Genomic DNA, 12,993 nt, shown 5'->3' on the forward strand with positions numbered 1-12,993 from the left:
CCTTCTTTTATTGTTATTGAGGCGCAGGGCGGCGGCAGATAGCCACTATTTGGCGCTCTGTCTGTATAGCTCAATTCGAAGGGAAGTTTTGTAACGTAAAGTTAACGGCGTCTCCGAGTGCCCAATGATCAGGAGTACTCCTTACGTAACCACGATGCGAAGCGAGCCGCTCTTGCTCTTGATCTGCTTTTGATCTTAAGCGCCCCGTCAAACCACGCTGGCCGGAATTCGCCAGGGATTTGGGGGGTAAACCGGCAGGGATGCCGGTTTAGCCGCCCCGCGCCATGGATGGCGCGTGGCGGCGGCCCCCCAAATCCATGGCGGATTACGGGCACACCGAGCCTAGGCGAGGTGCCGAGTGGTGGGGCAAGAGCGCTTTGGTTACTTTCGCGCTTTTCGAAAGTGACCCGCTGTAAAAGCGGAACCCATAGCAGCCGTTACCCAAATAACGGATATGTACTCGATCAAAGCCCAGCATCCTGGTAGGCCCTGAGGCCGCCATCGGGAGCAAGCCCCCTCCCACAAGTACAGCGCCGCACCAGAAAGCAAGCCCCCCCAACAGTTGCTCAGGGCAATACAGTCCAGATCGCAAACCCGGCATACCACAACACCGCCGCACGCAGCAGGAGCTCCCACAACCGATCCAGGCTGTTGATACCATCGGCCCCCACCACCGGAGGAGGGATTTCAGCCGCCGCCAGCCCGACTTTTTCCATCAACTGCGCCGCACTGATATCCCAGCTCAGCAGTTCGTGGAGCATCACACGACTGACCCCGACAAAGTTGCCCACCAAAGCAAAGCTCGCCGCCAGCAGGCGTACCGGCAACCAGTCAAACGCATGGCGCAATTGCGCGGCGCGTTCAGCCACCAGCGGGTTCTGGCTGTGCTCGCTGGCCAGCGCCAACAGCCGATAGGCCAAAGCGGCCACAGGGCCCAGCAGGAAATACCAGAAAATCACCGCAAAAAAGCTCTGGTACGCCTGCCACAGCAGATGACCCTGAACCCTCTCCAGCAATTGCTCACCACTGTCGGCGCCAAGCTTCAGGTCGCGCTCGGCCACATGCTCTGCCGCTTGCAGATCACCGCGTCGCCAGGCATCGCGGAACGGACCAAGGCCTGCCAGTAAATCACCACGACCCAGGCTATAAATCACCACCAGGATGTGCACCGGCAGCGCCAACAGGCCATAGGCCACCGGCTCCAGTACCAACAACAACAGCGCCAGCAACGCTACCGGCAGCAGCACCAGTATCGTCAGGATCAGCCAGGGTCGCTTGCCCATGCGCGGGCTCGACTCCAGTTTGGCCAACTCACGCAGCCATCCGCCGTCGCGCTGCAACCGCAGGCGCAAGGCCGAGAACTTCTCGATCCACACCGCCAGCACCAACACCAGGAAACTCATTGTTCGTGTCCTCCATCCTGCAGGGCGCCGAGAAAGCGTGCCCAATCAAAAGCCGGGCCCGGGTCGGTCTTGCGTCCCGGGGCGATATCGCTGTGACCACAAATCCGCTGACGAGTAATTTTTGGGTAAGCCTTGAGCAACTGGCGCGTCAGTTCGATCAGCGCCGCGTACTGGGCATCGGTGAACGGCAGTTCGTCCGTACCTTCAAGTTCGATCCCCAGCGAGAAATCATTGCACACCTCGCGCCCCTCGAAGCTGGAAATACCGGCGTGCCAGGCACGGTCCTGGCACGAGACAAATTGCGTGACAGTACCGTCACGTTCAATCAGAAAATGCGCAGACACGCGTAGGTGGGCGATACCGGCAAAGTAGGGATGCTCTGAAACATCCAGGCGATTCTGAAAAAACGCCTGCACCTTGCCCGTGGCGAACTGCGCAGGAGGCAAGCTGATGTTATGCACCACCAACAGCGAGATTTCGCCTTCAGGGCGCTCGTTGAAGTTGGGCGAAGGGCAAAGACGGATGCCCTGGCACCAACCGCTGGCGGGGTCCAACTGCATACAGGCTCCTGAAATGAGACGAGGTGTTACCAGTATGCCGCGTTCCACCCTGCGGTTGCGATCACTTGCCGCGTTTGAGTTGACGCAGATCGCCCATCACCGCAGCCAGCGCACGCTCAAACAAAGGGCCATCGTCCAACGTGCGCAGTGCGCCACACTTGAACGCCTGGGCTAATTGGACGGTAGTTTTTTCCAGCACCTTAAGCCCGGTGCGGCTGACGAAAATACAGGTATCGTCAGGCGGCATGATTGCCGTCAACTTGCAGCGCAGGGGGGTCTGTTGATCTTGCTCAAACGCTACCCAGGCGCCGACCCGCAACTGACTGGCCTTGATCAGATCGAGGTCATCTTTGGGCAGCGACTCAACGACGGTCGGCACACCAGCGCCAAGCATAAAAGGCTCGCGGACTTCGACCAGCACTTGGGCTGGGTCGCCCTCGCACGACTGAACGTGCGTGGCCTGCAACCGTTGGAAAAACTCACGGGTGCTGAAAGGATCGAACGCCGCAGCGGCCAAACCGTCACGCAATGCCTTGAGCAACACGGGTAGTTGCTCAAGCAAATGCCGGCCCGCTTCGGTGTCTTCCCGCAGGCCGACGCTCCAGACCAACTCATCCAGAGTACGCAGCGCCGCCTGCCATTGCAGCGATTGTTCGCCATGCTTGAGCATGGCCAATAACAACACCTGGCCCCAGGCCTGCTGAAGGAATTGCACCACAAACTGCGGCAGAACCTTGCCCGCCAGCCTTCGGTCAAGCACTTGCGCCACACGCTGGCGGGCAGTCTCGGTATGCAAGCGCGCCTGCTCGGCCTCACGGGTATGGCGTTCAAGCAACTGGCTGCGCCTGCATTCATCCGCGGTAAACGCGCTGAACTGTGTCAGTAGCTGGGAAAAAATCGCCGGGTCTTCAACAAACTCATTCAATAAACGCTGAACCACCTGTTCCACACGCTGGTACAGAGCATCGTGGCAGGCGTTTTGCGGCGGGCTCCAGCCCATGACGGCGCTCGCGATGTCATTGAGCAAACGTCGCGCCGGATGGCTCGCGCAACTGAACAGGCTCTTGTCCAGCACGGCGACTTTCAGCAAGGGTATCTGTAAACGGGCGATCAGGCCCTTGAACGCGTCCGGCACACTGCTATCAGCCAGGATGAACGCAAACAGCATAGCGAACAGGTTGATGACATCTTCGTCAGCATCTTCCAGGACCCGCGACTTGCCACTCTTGACGCTGACTCGGGTGAGCAGCTGTTCAAGCTGGTTACGCAGGTCGAAATCGTCTTCAGCCTCGGGCTCGGGGACGTACTGCTGCAAATGCGACAGCAGGCGCAGTAGATCACGGGTGGCAATGGGTTGCGGCTCGGCACTGGCTTCGAGGGTCGGTGCCACGCTGCCACGCACGGCTTGCAGTAATTTCTGCAACGCGCTGAACGCTTGCTGGCCGCTCTCATCGAGCGGCGGGTCGACGATCGGCTGGCTGGCGTGGTGGTGTTCCCGGCTGGCGCGCCCGCCGGGACGACGGGACGGCACGGCCTTGAGTTCGGGCAGCACGCCGACCGCGACCAGCAGTTGATTGGCTTCGCCGTACAACAGGTCAGCGTCACTGAGCACATATTTTTCAAAGAGCTTGAGCATGATCAGCTTGACGCGAATTTCCACCCCCAGGCTGCGCCCTGCCTGCAGGAAAAACTCACACAGCAATGCCGGGCCCAGCGGATTTTCATGATCCTCCAGGCGCCTGCCCAGCAATTGGCTCATGCGTGCGCTCAACTGTCCCAGGGCCAAACCATCACGATGTCGCACCCGACTGAGCATGGCCTCAAGGGCTACGGCTTTTTCCACATCGTCGGCGCTGGTACCGGATACCGCTTCGTAGGACACCACCGGCACCAGCTGCAAGTCGCCGCTTCCGAACTGCCCCAGATTGGCGAAGGCGACAAACAGTTGCTCCATGAACACGCGCTCGAAGTTCTTGCGCTTGAGGCGCAGATCGCGCATCGCCTCGAAAAAAATATGATGGTCGACGGTGCTCCGGGCCTTATCAGCCATTTCGAACAGGGTGTCGTCGGCGTTATCGAACAGTTCCTGCAAACCCTGTTGCAACTGTTGCGCAGCCTTGTCACGTACCTGCAGCAACACCACCGGCAGGCGCGCGAGCGGCGATGGCGTGGCCTGTGCCCTGTTGATAGGCACCACCTTTCCGTCATTGTGCATCCTGGCCTCCTGAAACGGCGGTGTTGTGAGGGGTAAAGAACGGGGGCAGGCACGACAGTGTGCTGCAAATAAACCGATTACCGCCTGGACGTCAAAGCTATGACGCCAATTGCAAGGCGCGAGATTATCTTGCAAACGAGGGTGGTTGCGCCAGCAAACTCTGCCTTTGCGCTGTAAATGAGCGGCGCGCTGGGTTCAAACGCACGCAACCCCTATAATCCCGGCACTTTGTTTGTGGAGCCTGTTATGCCGAACCTCCGTCTTGCCGACCTCACCGCCGAAATCGAAGCCAACGTGCGCCGCGCACTGCTGGAGGACGTCGGCAGCGGTGATATCACCGCGCAGTTGATCCCGGCCGAACGGCTGGCCAAGGCCACGATCATTACCCGCGAAGCGGCCGTGATTGCCGGTACGGCCTGGGTAGATGCGGTATTTCGCCAACTGGACCCACGGGTCGCCGTGCATTGGCAGGTGGCCGACGGTGAACGTGTCAGCCCCAACCAGGCGCTGTTCCACCTTGAAGGCCCGGCCCGCTCGCTGCTCACGGGTGAACGCAGTGCGTTGAATTTTTTGCAGATGCTGTCAGGTGTCGCCACCCGAGCGCAGTTCCTGGCGGACTTTGTTGCCAGCACCCAGGTCAAGCTGCTGGACACCCGCAAGACACTTCCGGGCCTGCGCCTGGCGCAGAAATACGCGGTCACCTGTGGCGGTTGCCACAATCACCGCATCGGGCTGTATGACGCGTTCCTGATCAAGGAAAACCATATTGCCGCCTGCGGTGGCATTGCCCAGGCGATTACGGCCGCCCACAAGATCGCCCCAGGCAAGCCGGTGGAAATCGAGGTGGAGAACCTGGCGGAGTTGCGTGACGCCCTGGCGGCGGGAGCCGACATCATCATGCTTGATGAACTGAGCCTGGAAGACATGCGCGAGGCCGTGCGCTTGAACGCCGGCAAGGCCAAGCTGGAAGCCAGCGGCGGGATCAATGAAAGTACCCTGCTGCCAATCGCTGAAACCGGCGTGGACTTCATCTCCATCGGCGCGATGACCAAGGATGTGAAGGCAGTGGACCTGTCGATGCGTCTGAGTATCTAAAGCGCGGAGCTATTGTTGTGGCGAGGAGGCTTGCTCCCTCGCCACAACAAGCCCGCCCCGCCATCAGCGCTTAAACTACAAGATTATTCATCTCGCAGTACTCTTCCCATTCGACGCCCAGTACCTCGGCTGCCTCTTTATGCAAGGCCAACCGCGCAGCTTCGAATTCTTCCGGTGTCGAGGTGTACTTGAGGGTCAACTCCCAAGGCTGGAGGTTCTGGCTCTCTGCCTCGTCCTCGAATGCCCACTGAACCTGATCGCGCTGGTCGTCAGCACTCAGGTCCTTGATCTCTTCTTTAAGCTGCGGCGTCGCCTCAAGGTATTTCTTGAGGGCTTCTTCGTGACGCGCTTGCTGGGTCATCTCAGTCGTGGTCATGTTGTTCTCTTAGATCGAGGAATGGGGATGCATCTGGGTCATCAAGGTTGCGCAGATACAAAAGAGCGGGCGCGAATGCCAACTCGTCTGGCCTTCAGAACCATTCTGGGATCATCTGAAAACATTGCCTTTGAAGCAGTGGTGCGTTTTTGCCCGAGACAGGAATCGAACCTGCGACCTTCGCGTTACGAGTGCGCTGCTCTACCGGCTGAGCTACACGGGCGGTGGGCTAAAGCTAGCACTGCATTGGTCATGCAGCAACTGACTCGCTCACCGCCCGGCGCCATCACGCGCCGTTGGCAGAGCAGCCCTTGGCAACGTACTGCGGATCCGCGGTGGTGGCACAGGTCCATCCGCTGGTTGCGCTGCGGGTCAAGGTGATGGTCTTGCCCAGCACGGGCGCAGGTGCATCAAGGATTTCACAGCTGATGGCGCCGGCGCCCGAGGCTACATCCCCTGTCACATCGATCTTGCAATTGGCGGTCGGGCTGTTGCCACCGATCAACGACACAGTAGGCACAGTGCCCTGGTTGATGACGTCTTCATAGCCGGCCTTCAGCGCGCTGATTTCAGCCAGCCCCGCCGTAAACTTGGCCTTGGCCTGGTGCTTGGTGTACAGGGGCAAACCGATGGTGGCCAAAATGCCGATGATTGCCACGACGATCAACAACTCGATCAAGGTAAAGCCTTTTTGACGCATCTCTTTCAGTCTCCAGAATAAAACCATGACAAGGCGCGTCCTGCGCCCCGAAGTGTGCAACGGCGCCAGTGTACCCACCCCCACCGAGCCCATCGCCTGCAAGACGCACATTCTGACACTTTATCCCATAACACCAGCCGTCCCGAATTCGCCGCCTGACTACGCTATAAATTCTTCACTGCCGGGTGCGCAAACCACTATGAACGACACGTCAACGATCTATGCCTGGGAAGGCATCAACCGCAAAGGACGCAGGGTGACCGGGCAAATCGCTGGCAGCAGCCTTGCGCTGATCAAGGCGCAACTGCGCCAGCAAGGGATCTGCCCGGAGCGCGTGCGCAAGAAAACGCGATCACTGTCGGTTCTCACCCCGCGAATATTGCCAGCCGATATCGGTCTGTTCACACGGCAGTTGGCGACACTGCTCAAAGCCGGCATCCCGCTGCTGCAAGCCTTCGACATCATCAGCGAGGGTTTTGAAAACCAGCAGGTGCGTGAGCTGGTCAGGGCGTTGAAACAACAGATCGCCAGCGGCAACAACCTGGCCGCAGCGCTACGCCTGCATCCGCGTTATTTCGATGACCTGTACTGCAACCTGGTAGCCGCCGGAGAGCAGGCCGGGGCCCTGGAAACCCTGCTTGAACGCGTGGCTATTGATCTGGAAAAAAGCCAACAGCTCAAAGCCAGGATCAAAAAAGCCATGACTTACCCGGTCGCCGTCCTGGTGGTCGCTACACTGGTCAGCACAGTGCTGTTGATACACGTCGTGCCACAGTTCCAGCATCTGTTTGCCGGGGTCGACAGCCAACTGCCCGGGTTCACCCTGGGGGTCATTGCGCTGTCCGAGTTCCTGCAACAGGCGTGGTGGATACTCGCGCTGGTGCTGGCCTTGGGGGCGGGTGGGCTGCGCTATGCCTACCGTCTTTACCCAGGTTTTCGCCATTGGCTGCAAGCGAGTTTGTTGAAAGCGCCCCTGGCAGGCAAACTGCTGCAAAAATCAGCCGTCGCCCGCTACGCCCGCACGCTCTCTACCACGTTTGCAGCGGGTGTCCCGCTGGTGCAGGCATTGGGCTCGGTAGCCGGGGCCGTCGGCAATGAACCCTTCAAACAGGCAATCGAACGTATGCGCCACGATGTATCCACAGGCATGCAGTTGAATCAATCCATGCACAGCTGCGGTTTGTTTCCCGCTATGGCGATCCAGATGACCACCATTGGAGAAGAGTCCGGCACCCTGGACCGGATGCTGGAAAAAGTCGCGAACCACTACGAGTCAGACGTAGACACCCTGGTCGATAACCTCACCAGCTTGATGGAACCGCTGATCATGGTTGTTCTGGGGGCCATTGTCGGCGCGCTGGTGATCGCGATGTACCTGCCGGTCTTTCAATTGGGTACGGCATTTTGAGCCTGCTGCTGAGCGAGCAGCCTTGGGTGTTTGTCTGCACGACACTGATACTGGGCCTGATCATCGGCAGCTTTATCAACGTGCTGGTGTGGCGCCTGCCCAAAATGCTCGAACGCGAATGGCGCGCCCAGGCCAATGAGGTTCTCGGCCTGCCCACCGAGCCCGCCGGGCCGGTATACAACCTGATGCGCCCGAACTCCTGCTGTCCGCGCTGCAACCAGCCGATTCGGCCCTGGGAAAATATTCCGCTGCTCAGCTTCCTGATGCTCAGCGGTCGATGCGCCCATTGCCGTGAGCCCATCAGCACCCGCTATCCCCTGACCGAAGTTGCGTGCGCACTGATCACCGCCGCCGTTGCCTGGCATTTCGGCTTCGGCTGGCAAGCCGCTGCGGTGATGTTGCTGAGCTGGGGCTTGCTGGCCATGAGCCTGATTGACCTGGACCACCAATTGCTGCCGGATGTACTGGTATTGCCACTGCTCTGGCTGGGGCTGATCTTCAACAGCACCGACCTGCTGGCGACACTGCCCGATGCGCTGTGGGGCGCGGTCATTGGCTACATGAGTCTATGGAGCGTGTTCTGGCTGTTCAAGCTGGTCACCGGCAAGGATGGCATGGGCCATGGCGACTTCAAGTTACTGGCATTGCTGGGGGCCTGGGGTGGCTGGCAGATCCTGCCGATGACGCTGCTGATGGCCTCCTTGATGGGGGTGTTTGCAGGGCTGATCCTGCTGCGTTTGCGCAAGGCCCAAACGTCGACGCCGATGCCCTTTGGGCCGTGCCTGGCAATTGCCGGCTGGATTGCATTGCTCTGGGGTGGTCAAATAACCGACTTCTATTTGCAGTCTGTCGGTTTCAGATGACCACTTCTGTCGCAACACCCTGGATTCTTGGCCTCACAGGCGGCATTGGCAGCGGCAAAAGCGCTGCGGCCGAGCACTTTATCTACCTGGGCATCGACCTGGTGGACGCCGATCATGCTGCCCGCTGGGTCGTCGAACCCGGGCGGCCGGCGCTGGCGCGCATTGCCGAGCATTTCGGCGAGACCGTGCTGTTACCCGACGGCCAGCTGGATCGAGCCGCGTTGCGCAAACTGATCTTTGAAGTACCGCAAGAACGCCTGTGGCTGGAAGCCTTGTTGCACCCGCTGATCGCCGAAGAAATTCGCAGCCACCTGGCACGCGCCCAGTCGCCTTACGCGATCCTGGTGTCTCCGCTGCTGATCGAGTCCGGCCAATACAGCATGACCCAGCGCATTCTGGTGATCGACGTGCCGCAATCGCTGCAGATTCAGCGTACCCTGCAGCGCGATGGCATCAGCGAACAGCAGGTGCAGGCGATTCTCAAGGCCCAGTCGAGCCGCGAAGACCGCCTGAACCATGCCGATGACGTGCTGGTCAACGATAAGGACCTTGCCTGGCTGCACGGCGAGGTCGAGCGACTGCACCACTTTTACCTTACTTTGCGTGGAGGCCGATCATGAGCCAACCCTTGACCGTCGACTGCCCAACCTGCGGTGCACCCGTGGAATGGAAAGCGGCCAACCTCAACCGGCCGTTTTGCTCGGACCGTTGCAAACTTATCGACCTGGGTGCATGGGCCGCAGAGGAACACAAAATCCCCGTGGCCCCGGATGCTGAAGACGAACTGTTTTCCGAAGATGTTTTGCCGCCGCGCCATTAAGGCCGCATAAAGGCATATCCCTGCTGGTCGTCGAGATTTTCTGCCAGGTATTGCAGCTCGTCGGCCAGATCCTCAAAACTGCGTACACCCTTGCTTTGCTGCACCACGGCACTGAGCATGGCGCGCAAGGTCAAGCCTGGGTCAAAACCGATTTCCTGCGCTGCGTCCTGGCTTCTGCGCAACTCCTGCCGTGCCCATTCGTACACACTCATGATCCGTGCTCCTGAAAATTTTGCAGAGCATGGACCTGCGTCGTTGCGCGGGATTTGACCTGGATCAACGCCGTGAATCGTCGTCCTTCCAGGGGGCCGAGAGATAGCGGGTTCGGTTGAAGGTCTCCAGCCATTCCGGGCAAAACACCACCAATGCGCTGACGATCATGCCGTTGATAAAAGCCTCAGGGAAGATGATCAGCCACAGGTAACCTACAAAGTCTTCCAACCATTGCGGCATCGCAAAGCGGCCGTCGAACCACAACAGGCCCAGGCCGACCAACAGGCACAACAATGCCGACAGCGCCGCCGCAAAAAAGCCGGAACAGAAGATATACACAAAGGGATTTCGCGGCTGCGCCCGTTCCACCAACAGCGCGCAGCCTTCAGTGACCAGCACCGGCAGCCCGACCAGAAGCAAGCCGTTGACGCCGAGCGCAGCCAGGTCCTGGCGCCCCAGCAGCATCAAGCCAAGCTGGGCGGCGAAGCCACCGACGATTGCCAGCGGCCAATCCAGCAGCAAGGTCACGGCGGTCATGCCGATAAAGTGGTAAGAGACCCCGGTATCGAAATCCCGCCGCACCAGCCACAGCATAAACAAGGCGAACACCGTACCGAACAGCAAATGCTGGCGCCGTCGGTCGGTGAACAATTCGACCCAGGGCGAGCGCAACATCGCCCATATCACCACGGGCGCATATAACAGCCAGCCGATGCCGAGGGTCGATGGCGCCAGAACAGCTGCACTGATCACAGATGCACTACCTTTATGAAAAACCTCACCACACACCTCATCCCTGGGCTTGCTGCCGAGTGAGCAGTCTACACCCGCGCTTTAACATTACCTGGGCCGGTGTGAGTTTCAAATGTGGGAGCAAGACTTCCTGTGGTCATCATTTGAACGCTAAGCTGGGACTATGGATGACTCAGATTATTTGCGCCTGCTCACCGTAGCAGCCGAACAAGCCAATGCGTTTCTGTCCAATGCCCGCAAGTGGGAGCGTGAGCGTTGGGTCTGCCAGCGCCTGCTGCAAGGCTTGAACGTGCCCTACCGTGTCGAAGAGTTTCACGCTGCCGGCCAGGAGCCGCCGGATGTACTGTTTCGTGATGCCAGTTTCGAGGTGTTTTTCGTGCTGGACGAGGGGCGCCGTCTGAACGACGAATGGCGCGACGAATTGTTACGCAGGCGCAGCGCGTTCTCCTTGAGCCAACTGGTGCGGCGCGAAGCCAAGCCACGGCGTATTCCCGCCCATGAGTTTTTGTTGCGCCTGGCACCGACACTGCGCAAAAAAGCGCATAACTACAAAGAACGCGGCATGGACCTGGGGGAGCTGGACCTTATCGCTTTCACCAGCCTCAAACGCGAAGTGCTGGATCTCAACAGCCACTTTCCGCCGCCAACCGAATACCTGCGCCAGGGCTGGCGTTCACTGTCACTGGTGGGACCGACCTTCGCGCGTGTACTGTTCGCACATCCAGACGCGCCGGACTTCTTGCGCAACAACCTGGGCCGCAGCATAGTGTTCGATGTGGGCATCAGCCTTTAATCCCCTGGCTGTAACGTGGCGCCCTTTTGCAACGTCTACCTGACGAGGCCTTTATGACCAGCCGCCTGAACCCCGATGACCAACAGCATGTCCAAGAGTACCTGCAACTCTCCCAGCACAGAGTCGAGCGCAAGCCTTTCCGGCCATGGCTGCTCCTTTGTGTGGTGCTGGTAGTGGTGATCGGGCTCGGCGTACTGAGCCGCCTATTGAGTTACCTGACGCTATGAGCTGCCTGGCGCTCGCGGGGGTAACTGCTCCGATTTCTTTTAGCCTTGCGAGATATCCCCATGACCCATCGTATTATTATCGTCGGCGGCGGCGCCGGCGGCCTGGAGTTGGCTACCCGCCTGGGTAAGACTCTGGGCAAGCGCGGCAAGGCCAGCATCACGCTGGTCGACACCAACCTGACTCACATCTGGAAGCCTCTGCTGCACGAAGTGGCTGCCGGCTCGCTGAACTCTTCGGAAGACGAACTCAATTATGTCGCCCAGGCAAAATGGAACCACTTTGAGTTCCAGCTTGGGCGCATGAGTGGGCTCGACCGTGAACAGAAAAAAATCCAGCTGGCCGCCACCCTCGATGAAGAAGGCCGCGAGCTGGTGCCCGCGCGCGTGCTGGGCTATGACACCCTGGTCATTGCCGTAGGCAGCACCACCAACGACTTCGGCACCGAGGGCGCGGCGCAGCATTGCCTGTTCCTCGATACCCGCAAACAGGCCGAGCGCTTCCACCAACAGTTGCTCAACCACTATCTGCGCGCCCACGCCGGGCAAACCGATGCCGTTGAGCAAATCAGCGTGGCTATCGTCGGTGCCGGCGCCACCGGGGTGGAGCTGGCCGCTGAGCTGCATAACGCAGCCCATGAGCTGGCCGCCTATGGCCTGGACCGCATCAAGCCGGAAAACATGCACATCACCCTGATCGAAGCCGGACCGCGGGTATTGCCTGCCCTGCCGGAGCGCATCGGCGGCCCGGTGCATAAAACCCTGGAAAAACTCGGGGTGACCGTGCTGACCAACTCGGCGGTCAGCGAAGTGACGGCCGACGCGCTGATTACCAGCAGCGGCCAAGTGATTCCCGCCAGCCTCAAGGTATGGGCAGCCGGGATCCGCGCACCGGGCTTCCTCAAGGACATCGATGGCCTGGAAACCAACCGCATCAATCAGCTGCAAGTGTTGCAAACGCTGCAAACCACTCGCGATGAAAACATCTTCGCCTTTGGCGATTGCGCCGCCTGCCCTCAACCGGGCACCGACCGCAACGTGCCGCCGAGGGCCCAGGCCGCGCATCAGCAGGCTTCGTTGCTGGCCAAGTCGCTGAAATTGCGCATTGAAGGCAAGGAACTGCCGACCTACAAGTACACCGACTACGGCTCACTGATCTCGCTGTCGCGGTTCTCGGCGGTAGGTAACCTGATGGGTAACCTGACTGGCAGCGTGATGCTGGAGGGCTGGTTGGCGCGGATGTTCTACGTGTCGCTGTACCGTATGCACCAGATGGCGCTGTACGGGTTCTTCCGCACGGCGATGCTGATGCTGGGCAGCAAGATCGGCCGCGGGACTGAGCCACGCCTTAAACTCCACTAATAACGCATAACCCCTGTGGGAGGGGGCTTGCCCCCTCCCACATTTGTTTTGAGGAGAATTCAGGATTCGCGCGCGCAAAAAAAATCCCCGTATCTTTCGATACGAGGATTTTTAATATGGTCGGGGTAAGGGGATTCGAACTCCTGACATCCTGCTCCCAAAGCAGGCGCGCTACCGGACTGCGCTATACCCCGGTAAAAAAAAGGCG

At 59.6% G+C, this 12,993-nt stretch carries 15 protein-coding genes and 2 tRNA genes; 8 read left to right on the forward strand and 9 right to left on the reverse strand.

Annotated elements, in window-relative coordinates:
- Nucleotides 1–566: 566 nt before the first annotated feature.
- The 3 genes from ampE to TX23_RS07540 all read right to left on the reverse strand — a co-directional run bounded on the left by ampE (nucleotide 567) and on the right by TX23_RS07540 (nucleotide 4,178).
- Nucleotides 567–1,403: a regulatory signaling modulator protein AmpE gene (gene ampE, locus TX23_RS07530; protein WP_057701647.1), complete on the reverse strand. Its 837-nt coding sequence runs from the start codon at nucleotides 1,401–1,403 to the stop codon at nucleotides 567–569.
- Nucleotides 1,400–1,963: a 1,6-anhydro-N-acetylmuramyl-L-alanine amidase AmpD gene (gene ampD / locus TX23_RS07535; RefSeq protein ID WP_057701648.1), complete on the reverse strand. Its 564-nt coding sequence runs from the start codon at nucleotides 1,961–1,963 to the stop codon at nucleotides 1,400–1,402. The genes ampE and ampD overlap by 4 nt, the downstream gene beginning before the upstream one ends.
- Nucleotides 1,964–2,024: 61 nt before the next feature.
- Nucleotides 2,025–4,178, reverse strand: a complete 2,154-nt coding sequence (locus TX23_RS07540) for a DUF1631 domain-containing protein (RefSeq protein ID WP_057701649.1) — start codon at nucleotides 4,176–4,178, stop codon at nucleotides 2,025–2,027.
- 246 nt (nucleotides 4,179–4,424) lie between these two features.
- On the opposite strand from TX23_RS07540, the gene nadC reads away from it, so the two are divergent.
- Nucleotides 4,425–5,273: a carboxylating nicotinate-nucleotide diphosphorylase gene (gene nadC, locus TX23_RS07545; RefSeq protein WP_057701650.1), complete on the forward strand. Its 849-nt coding sequence runs from the start codon at nucleotides 4,425–4,427 to the stop codon at nucleotides 5,271–5,273.
- Nucleotides 5,274–5,343: 70 nt separating this feature from the next.
- On the opposite strand, the gene TX23_RS07550 is transcribed toward nadC, so the two are convergent.
- The 3 genes from TX23_RS07550 to TX23_RS07560 all read right to left on the reverse strand — a co-directional run bounded on the left by TX23_RS07550 (nucleotide 5,344) and on the right by TX23_RS07560 (nucleotide 6,349).
- Nucleotides 5,344–5,649, reverse strand: a complete 306-nt coding sequence (locus TX23_RS07550) for a DUF6388 family protein (RefSeq protein WP_057701651.1) — start codon at nucleotides 5,647–5,649, stop codon at nucleotides 5,344–5,346.
- A gap of 150 nt (nucleotides 5,650–5,799) precedes the next feature.
- Nucleotides 5,800–5,872, reverse strand: a tRNA-Thr gene (locus TX23_RS07555).
- A gap of 63 nt (nucleotides 5,873–5,935) precedes the next feature.
- A complete protein-coding gene (locus tag TX23_RS07560; RefSeq protein ID WP_057701652.1) occupies nucleotides 5,936–6,349 on the reverse strand; it encodes a pilin in 414 nt (137 codons plus the stop codon).
- Nucleotides 6,350–6,548: 199 nt separating this feature from the next.
- Between TX23_RS07560 and TX23_RS07565 the strand changes: the two genes are divergently transcribed.
- The 4 genes from TX23_RS07565 to yacG are packed head-to-tail and all read left to right on the forward strand — an operon-like array spanning nucleotide 6,549 to nucleotide 9,440.
- A complete protein-coding gene (locus tag TX23_RS07565; protein ID WP_057701653.1) occupies nucleotides 6,549–7,757 on the forward strand; it encodes a type II secretion system F family protein in 1,209 nt (402 codons plus the stop codon).
- Complete coding sequence (locus tag TX23_RS07570) at nucleotides 7,754–8,620, forward strand: prepilin peptidase (RefSeq protein WP_057701654.1); 867 nt, start codon at nucleotides 7,754–7,756, stop codon at nucleotides 8,618–8,620. Before TX23_RS07565 ends, TX23_RS07570 begins: the two co-directional genes overlap by 4 nt.
- The gene (gene coaE / locus TX23_RS07575; RefSeq protein WP_057701655.1) at nucleotides 8,617–9,240 is read left to right on the forward strand and encodes a dephospho-CoA kinase; all 624 of its coding nucleotides are present in this window, start codon (nucleotides 8,617–8,619) and stop codon (nucleotides 9,238–9,240) included. Before TX23_RS07570 ends, coaE begins: the two co-directional genes overlap by 4 nt.
- Nucleotides 9,237–9,440 carry a DNA gyrase inhibitor YacG gene (gene yacG, locus TX23_RS07580; protein ID WP_057701656.1) on the forward strand — a complete coding sequence of 68 codons (204 nt, stop codon included), beginning with the start codon at nucleotides 9,237–9,239 and terminating at the stop codon, nucleotides 9,438–9,440. The genes coaE and yacG overlap by 4 nt, the downstream gene beginning before the upstream one ends.
- Here yacG and TX23_RS07585 read toward each other — a convergent pair.
- Nucleotides 9,437–9,652, reverse strand: coding sequence for a hypothetical protein (locus TX23_RS07585; RefSeq protein ID WP_057701657.1), 216 nt, complete (start codon nucleotides 9,650–9,652; stop codon nucleotides 9,437–9,439). The genes yacG and TX23_RS07585 overlap by 4 nt on opposite strands.
- 64 nt (nucleotides 9,653–9,716) lie before the next feature.
- On the reverse strand, nucleotides 9,717–10,406 hold the full coding sequence (locus TX23_RS07590; RefSeq protein WP_057701658.1) for an energy-coupling factor ABC transporter permease: 690 nt from the start codon (nucleotides 10,404–10,406) through the stop codon (nucleotides 9,717–9,719).
- A 163-nt stretch (nucleotides 10,407–10,569) separates the two neighbouring features.
- Between TX23_RS07590 and TX23_RS07595 the strand changes: the two genes are divergently transcribed.
- The 3 genes from TX23_RS07595 to TX23_RS07605 are packed head-to-tail and all read left to right on the forward strand — an operon-like array spanning nucleotide 10,570 to nucleotide 12,785.
- On the forward strand, nucleotides 10,570–11,199 hold the full coding sequence (locus tag TX23_RS07595) for a DUF1780 domain-containing protein (protein WP_003188431.1): 630 nt from the start codon (nucleotides 10,570–10,572) through the stop codon (nucleotides 11,197–11,199).
- A 53-nt stretch (nucleotides 11,200–11,252) separates the two neighbouring features.
- On the forward strand, nucleotides 11,253–11,426 hold the full coding sequence (locus TX23_RS07600; RefSeq protein WP_005784671.1) for a DUF3094 family protein: 174 nt from the start codon (nucleotides 11,253–11,255) through the stop codon (nucleotides 11,424–11,426).
- A gap of 60 nt (nucleotides 11,427–11,486) precedes the next feature.
- The gene (locus TX23_RS07605; protein ID WP_057701659.1) at nucleotides 11,487–12,785 is read left to right on the forward strand and encodes an NAD(P)/FAD-dependent oxidoreductase; all 1,299 of its coding nucleotides are present in this window, start codon (nucleotides 11,487–11,489) and stop codon (nucleotides 12,783–12,785) included.
- Between the two features lie 117 nt (nucleotides 12,786–12,902).
- Here TX23_RS07605 and TX23_RS07610 read toward each other — a convergent pair.
- Nucleotides 12,903–12,979, reverse strand: a tRNA-Pro gene (locus TX23_RS07610).
- Between the last annotated feature and the right edge of the window lie 14 nt (nucleotides 12,980–12,993).

It is taken from the genome of Pseudomonas paralactis, assembly GCF_001439735.1.
GTDB classification, from domain to species: Bacteria; Pseudomonadota; Gammaproteobacteria; order Pseudomonadales; family Pseudomonadaceae; genus Aquipseudomonas; species Aquipseudomonas paralactis.

What these genes read in the sequence shown, in the direction of transcription:
- ampE (WP_057701647.1), bottom strand. Translation starts at nt 1,403, where the DNA reads ATGAGTTTCCTGGTGTTGGTGCTGGCGGTGTGGATCGAGAAGTTCTCG.
- ampD (WP_057701648.1), bottom strand. Translation starts at nt 1,963, where the DNA reads ATGCAGTTGGACCCCGCCAGCGGTTGGTGCCAGGGCATCCGTCTTTGC.
- TX23_RS07540 (WP_057701649.1), bottom strand. Translation starts at nt 4,178, where the DNA reads ATGCACAATGACGGAAAGGTGGTGCCTATCAACAGGGCACAGGCCACG.
- nadC (WP_057701650.1), top strand. Translation starts at nt 4,425, where the DNA reads ATGCCGAACCTCCGTCTTGCCGACCTCACCGCCGAAATCGAAGCCAAC.
- TX23_RS07550 (WP_057701651.1), bottom strand. Translation starts at nt 5,649, where the DNA reads ATGACCACGACTGAGATGACCCAGCAAGCGCGTCACGAAGAAGCCCTC.
- TX23_RS07560 (WP_057701652.1), bottom strand. Translation starts at nt 6,349, where the DNA reads ATGCGTCAAAAAGGCTTTACCTTGATCGAGTTGTTGATCGTCGTGGCA.
- TX23_RS07565 (WP_057701653.1), top strand. Translation starts at nt 6,549, where the DNA reads ATGAACGACACGTCAACGATCTATGCCTGGGAAGGCATCAACCGCAAA.
- coaE (WP_057701655.1), top strand. Translation starts at nt 8,617, where the DNA reads ATGACCACTTCTGTCGCAACACCCTGGATTCTTGGCCTCACAGGCGGC.
- yacG (WP_057701656.1), top strand. Translation starts at nt 9,237, where the DNA reads ATGAGCCAACCCTTGACCGTCGACTGCCCAACCTGCGGTGCACCCGTG.
- TX23_RS07585 (WP_057701657.1), bottom strand. Translation starts at nt 9,652, where the DNA reads ATGAGTGTGTACGAATGGGCACGGCAGGAGTTGCGCAGAAGCCAGGAC.
- TX23_RS07595 (WP_003188431.1), top strand. Translation starts at nt 10,570, where the DNA reads ATGGATGACTCAGATTATTTGCGCCTGCTCACCGTAGCAGCCGAACAA.
- TX23_RS07600 (WP_005784671.1), top strand. Translation starts at nt 11,253, where the DNA reads ATGACCAGCCGCCTGAACCCCGATGACCAACAGCATGTCCAAGAGTAC.
- TX23_RS07605 (WP_057701659.1), top strand. Translation starts at nt 11,487, where the DNA reads ATGACCCATCGTATTATTATCGTCGGCGGCGGCGCCGGCGGCCTGGAG.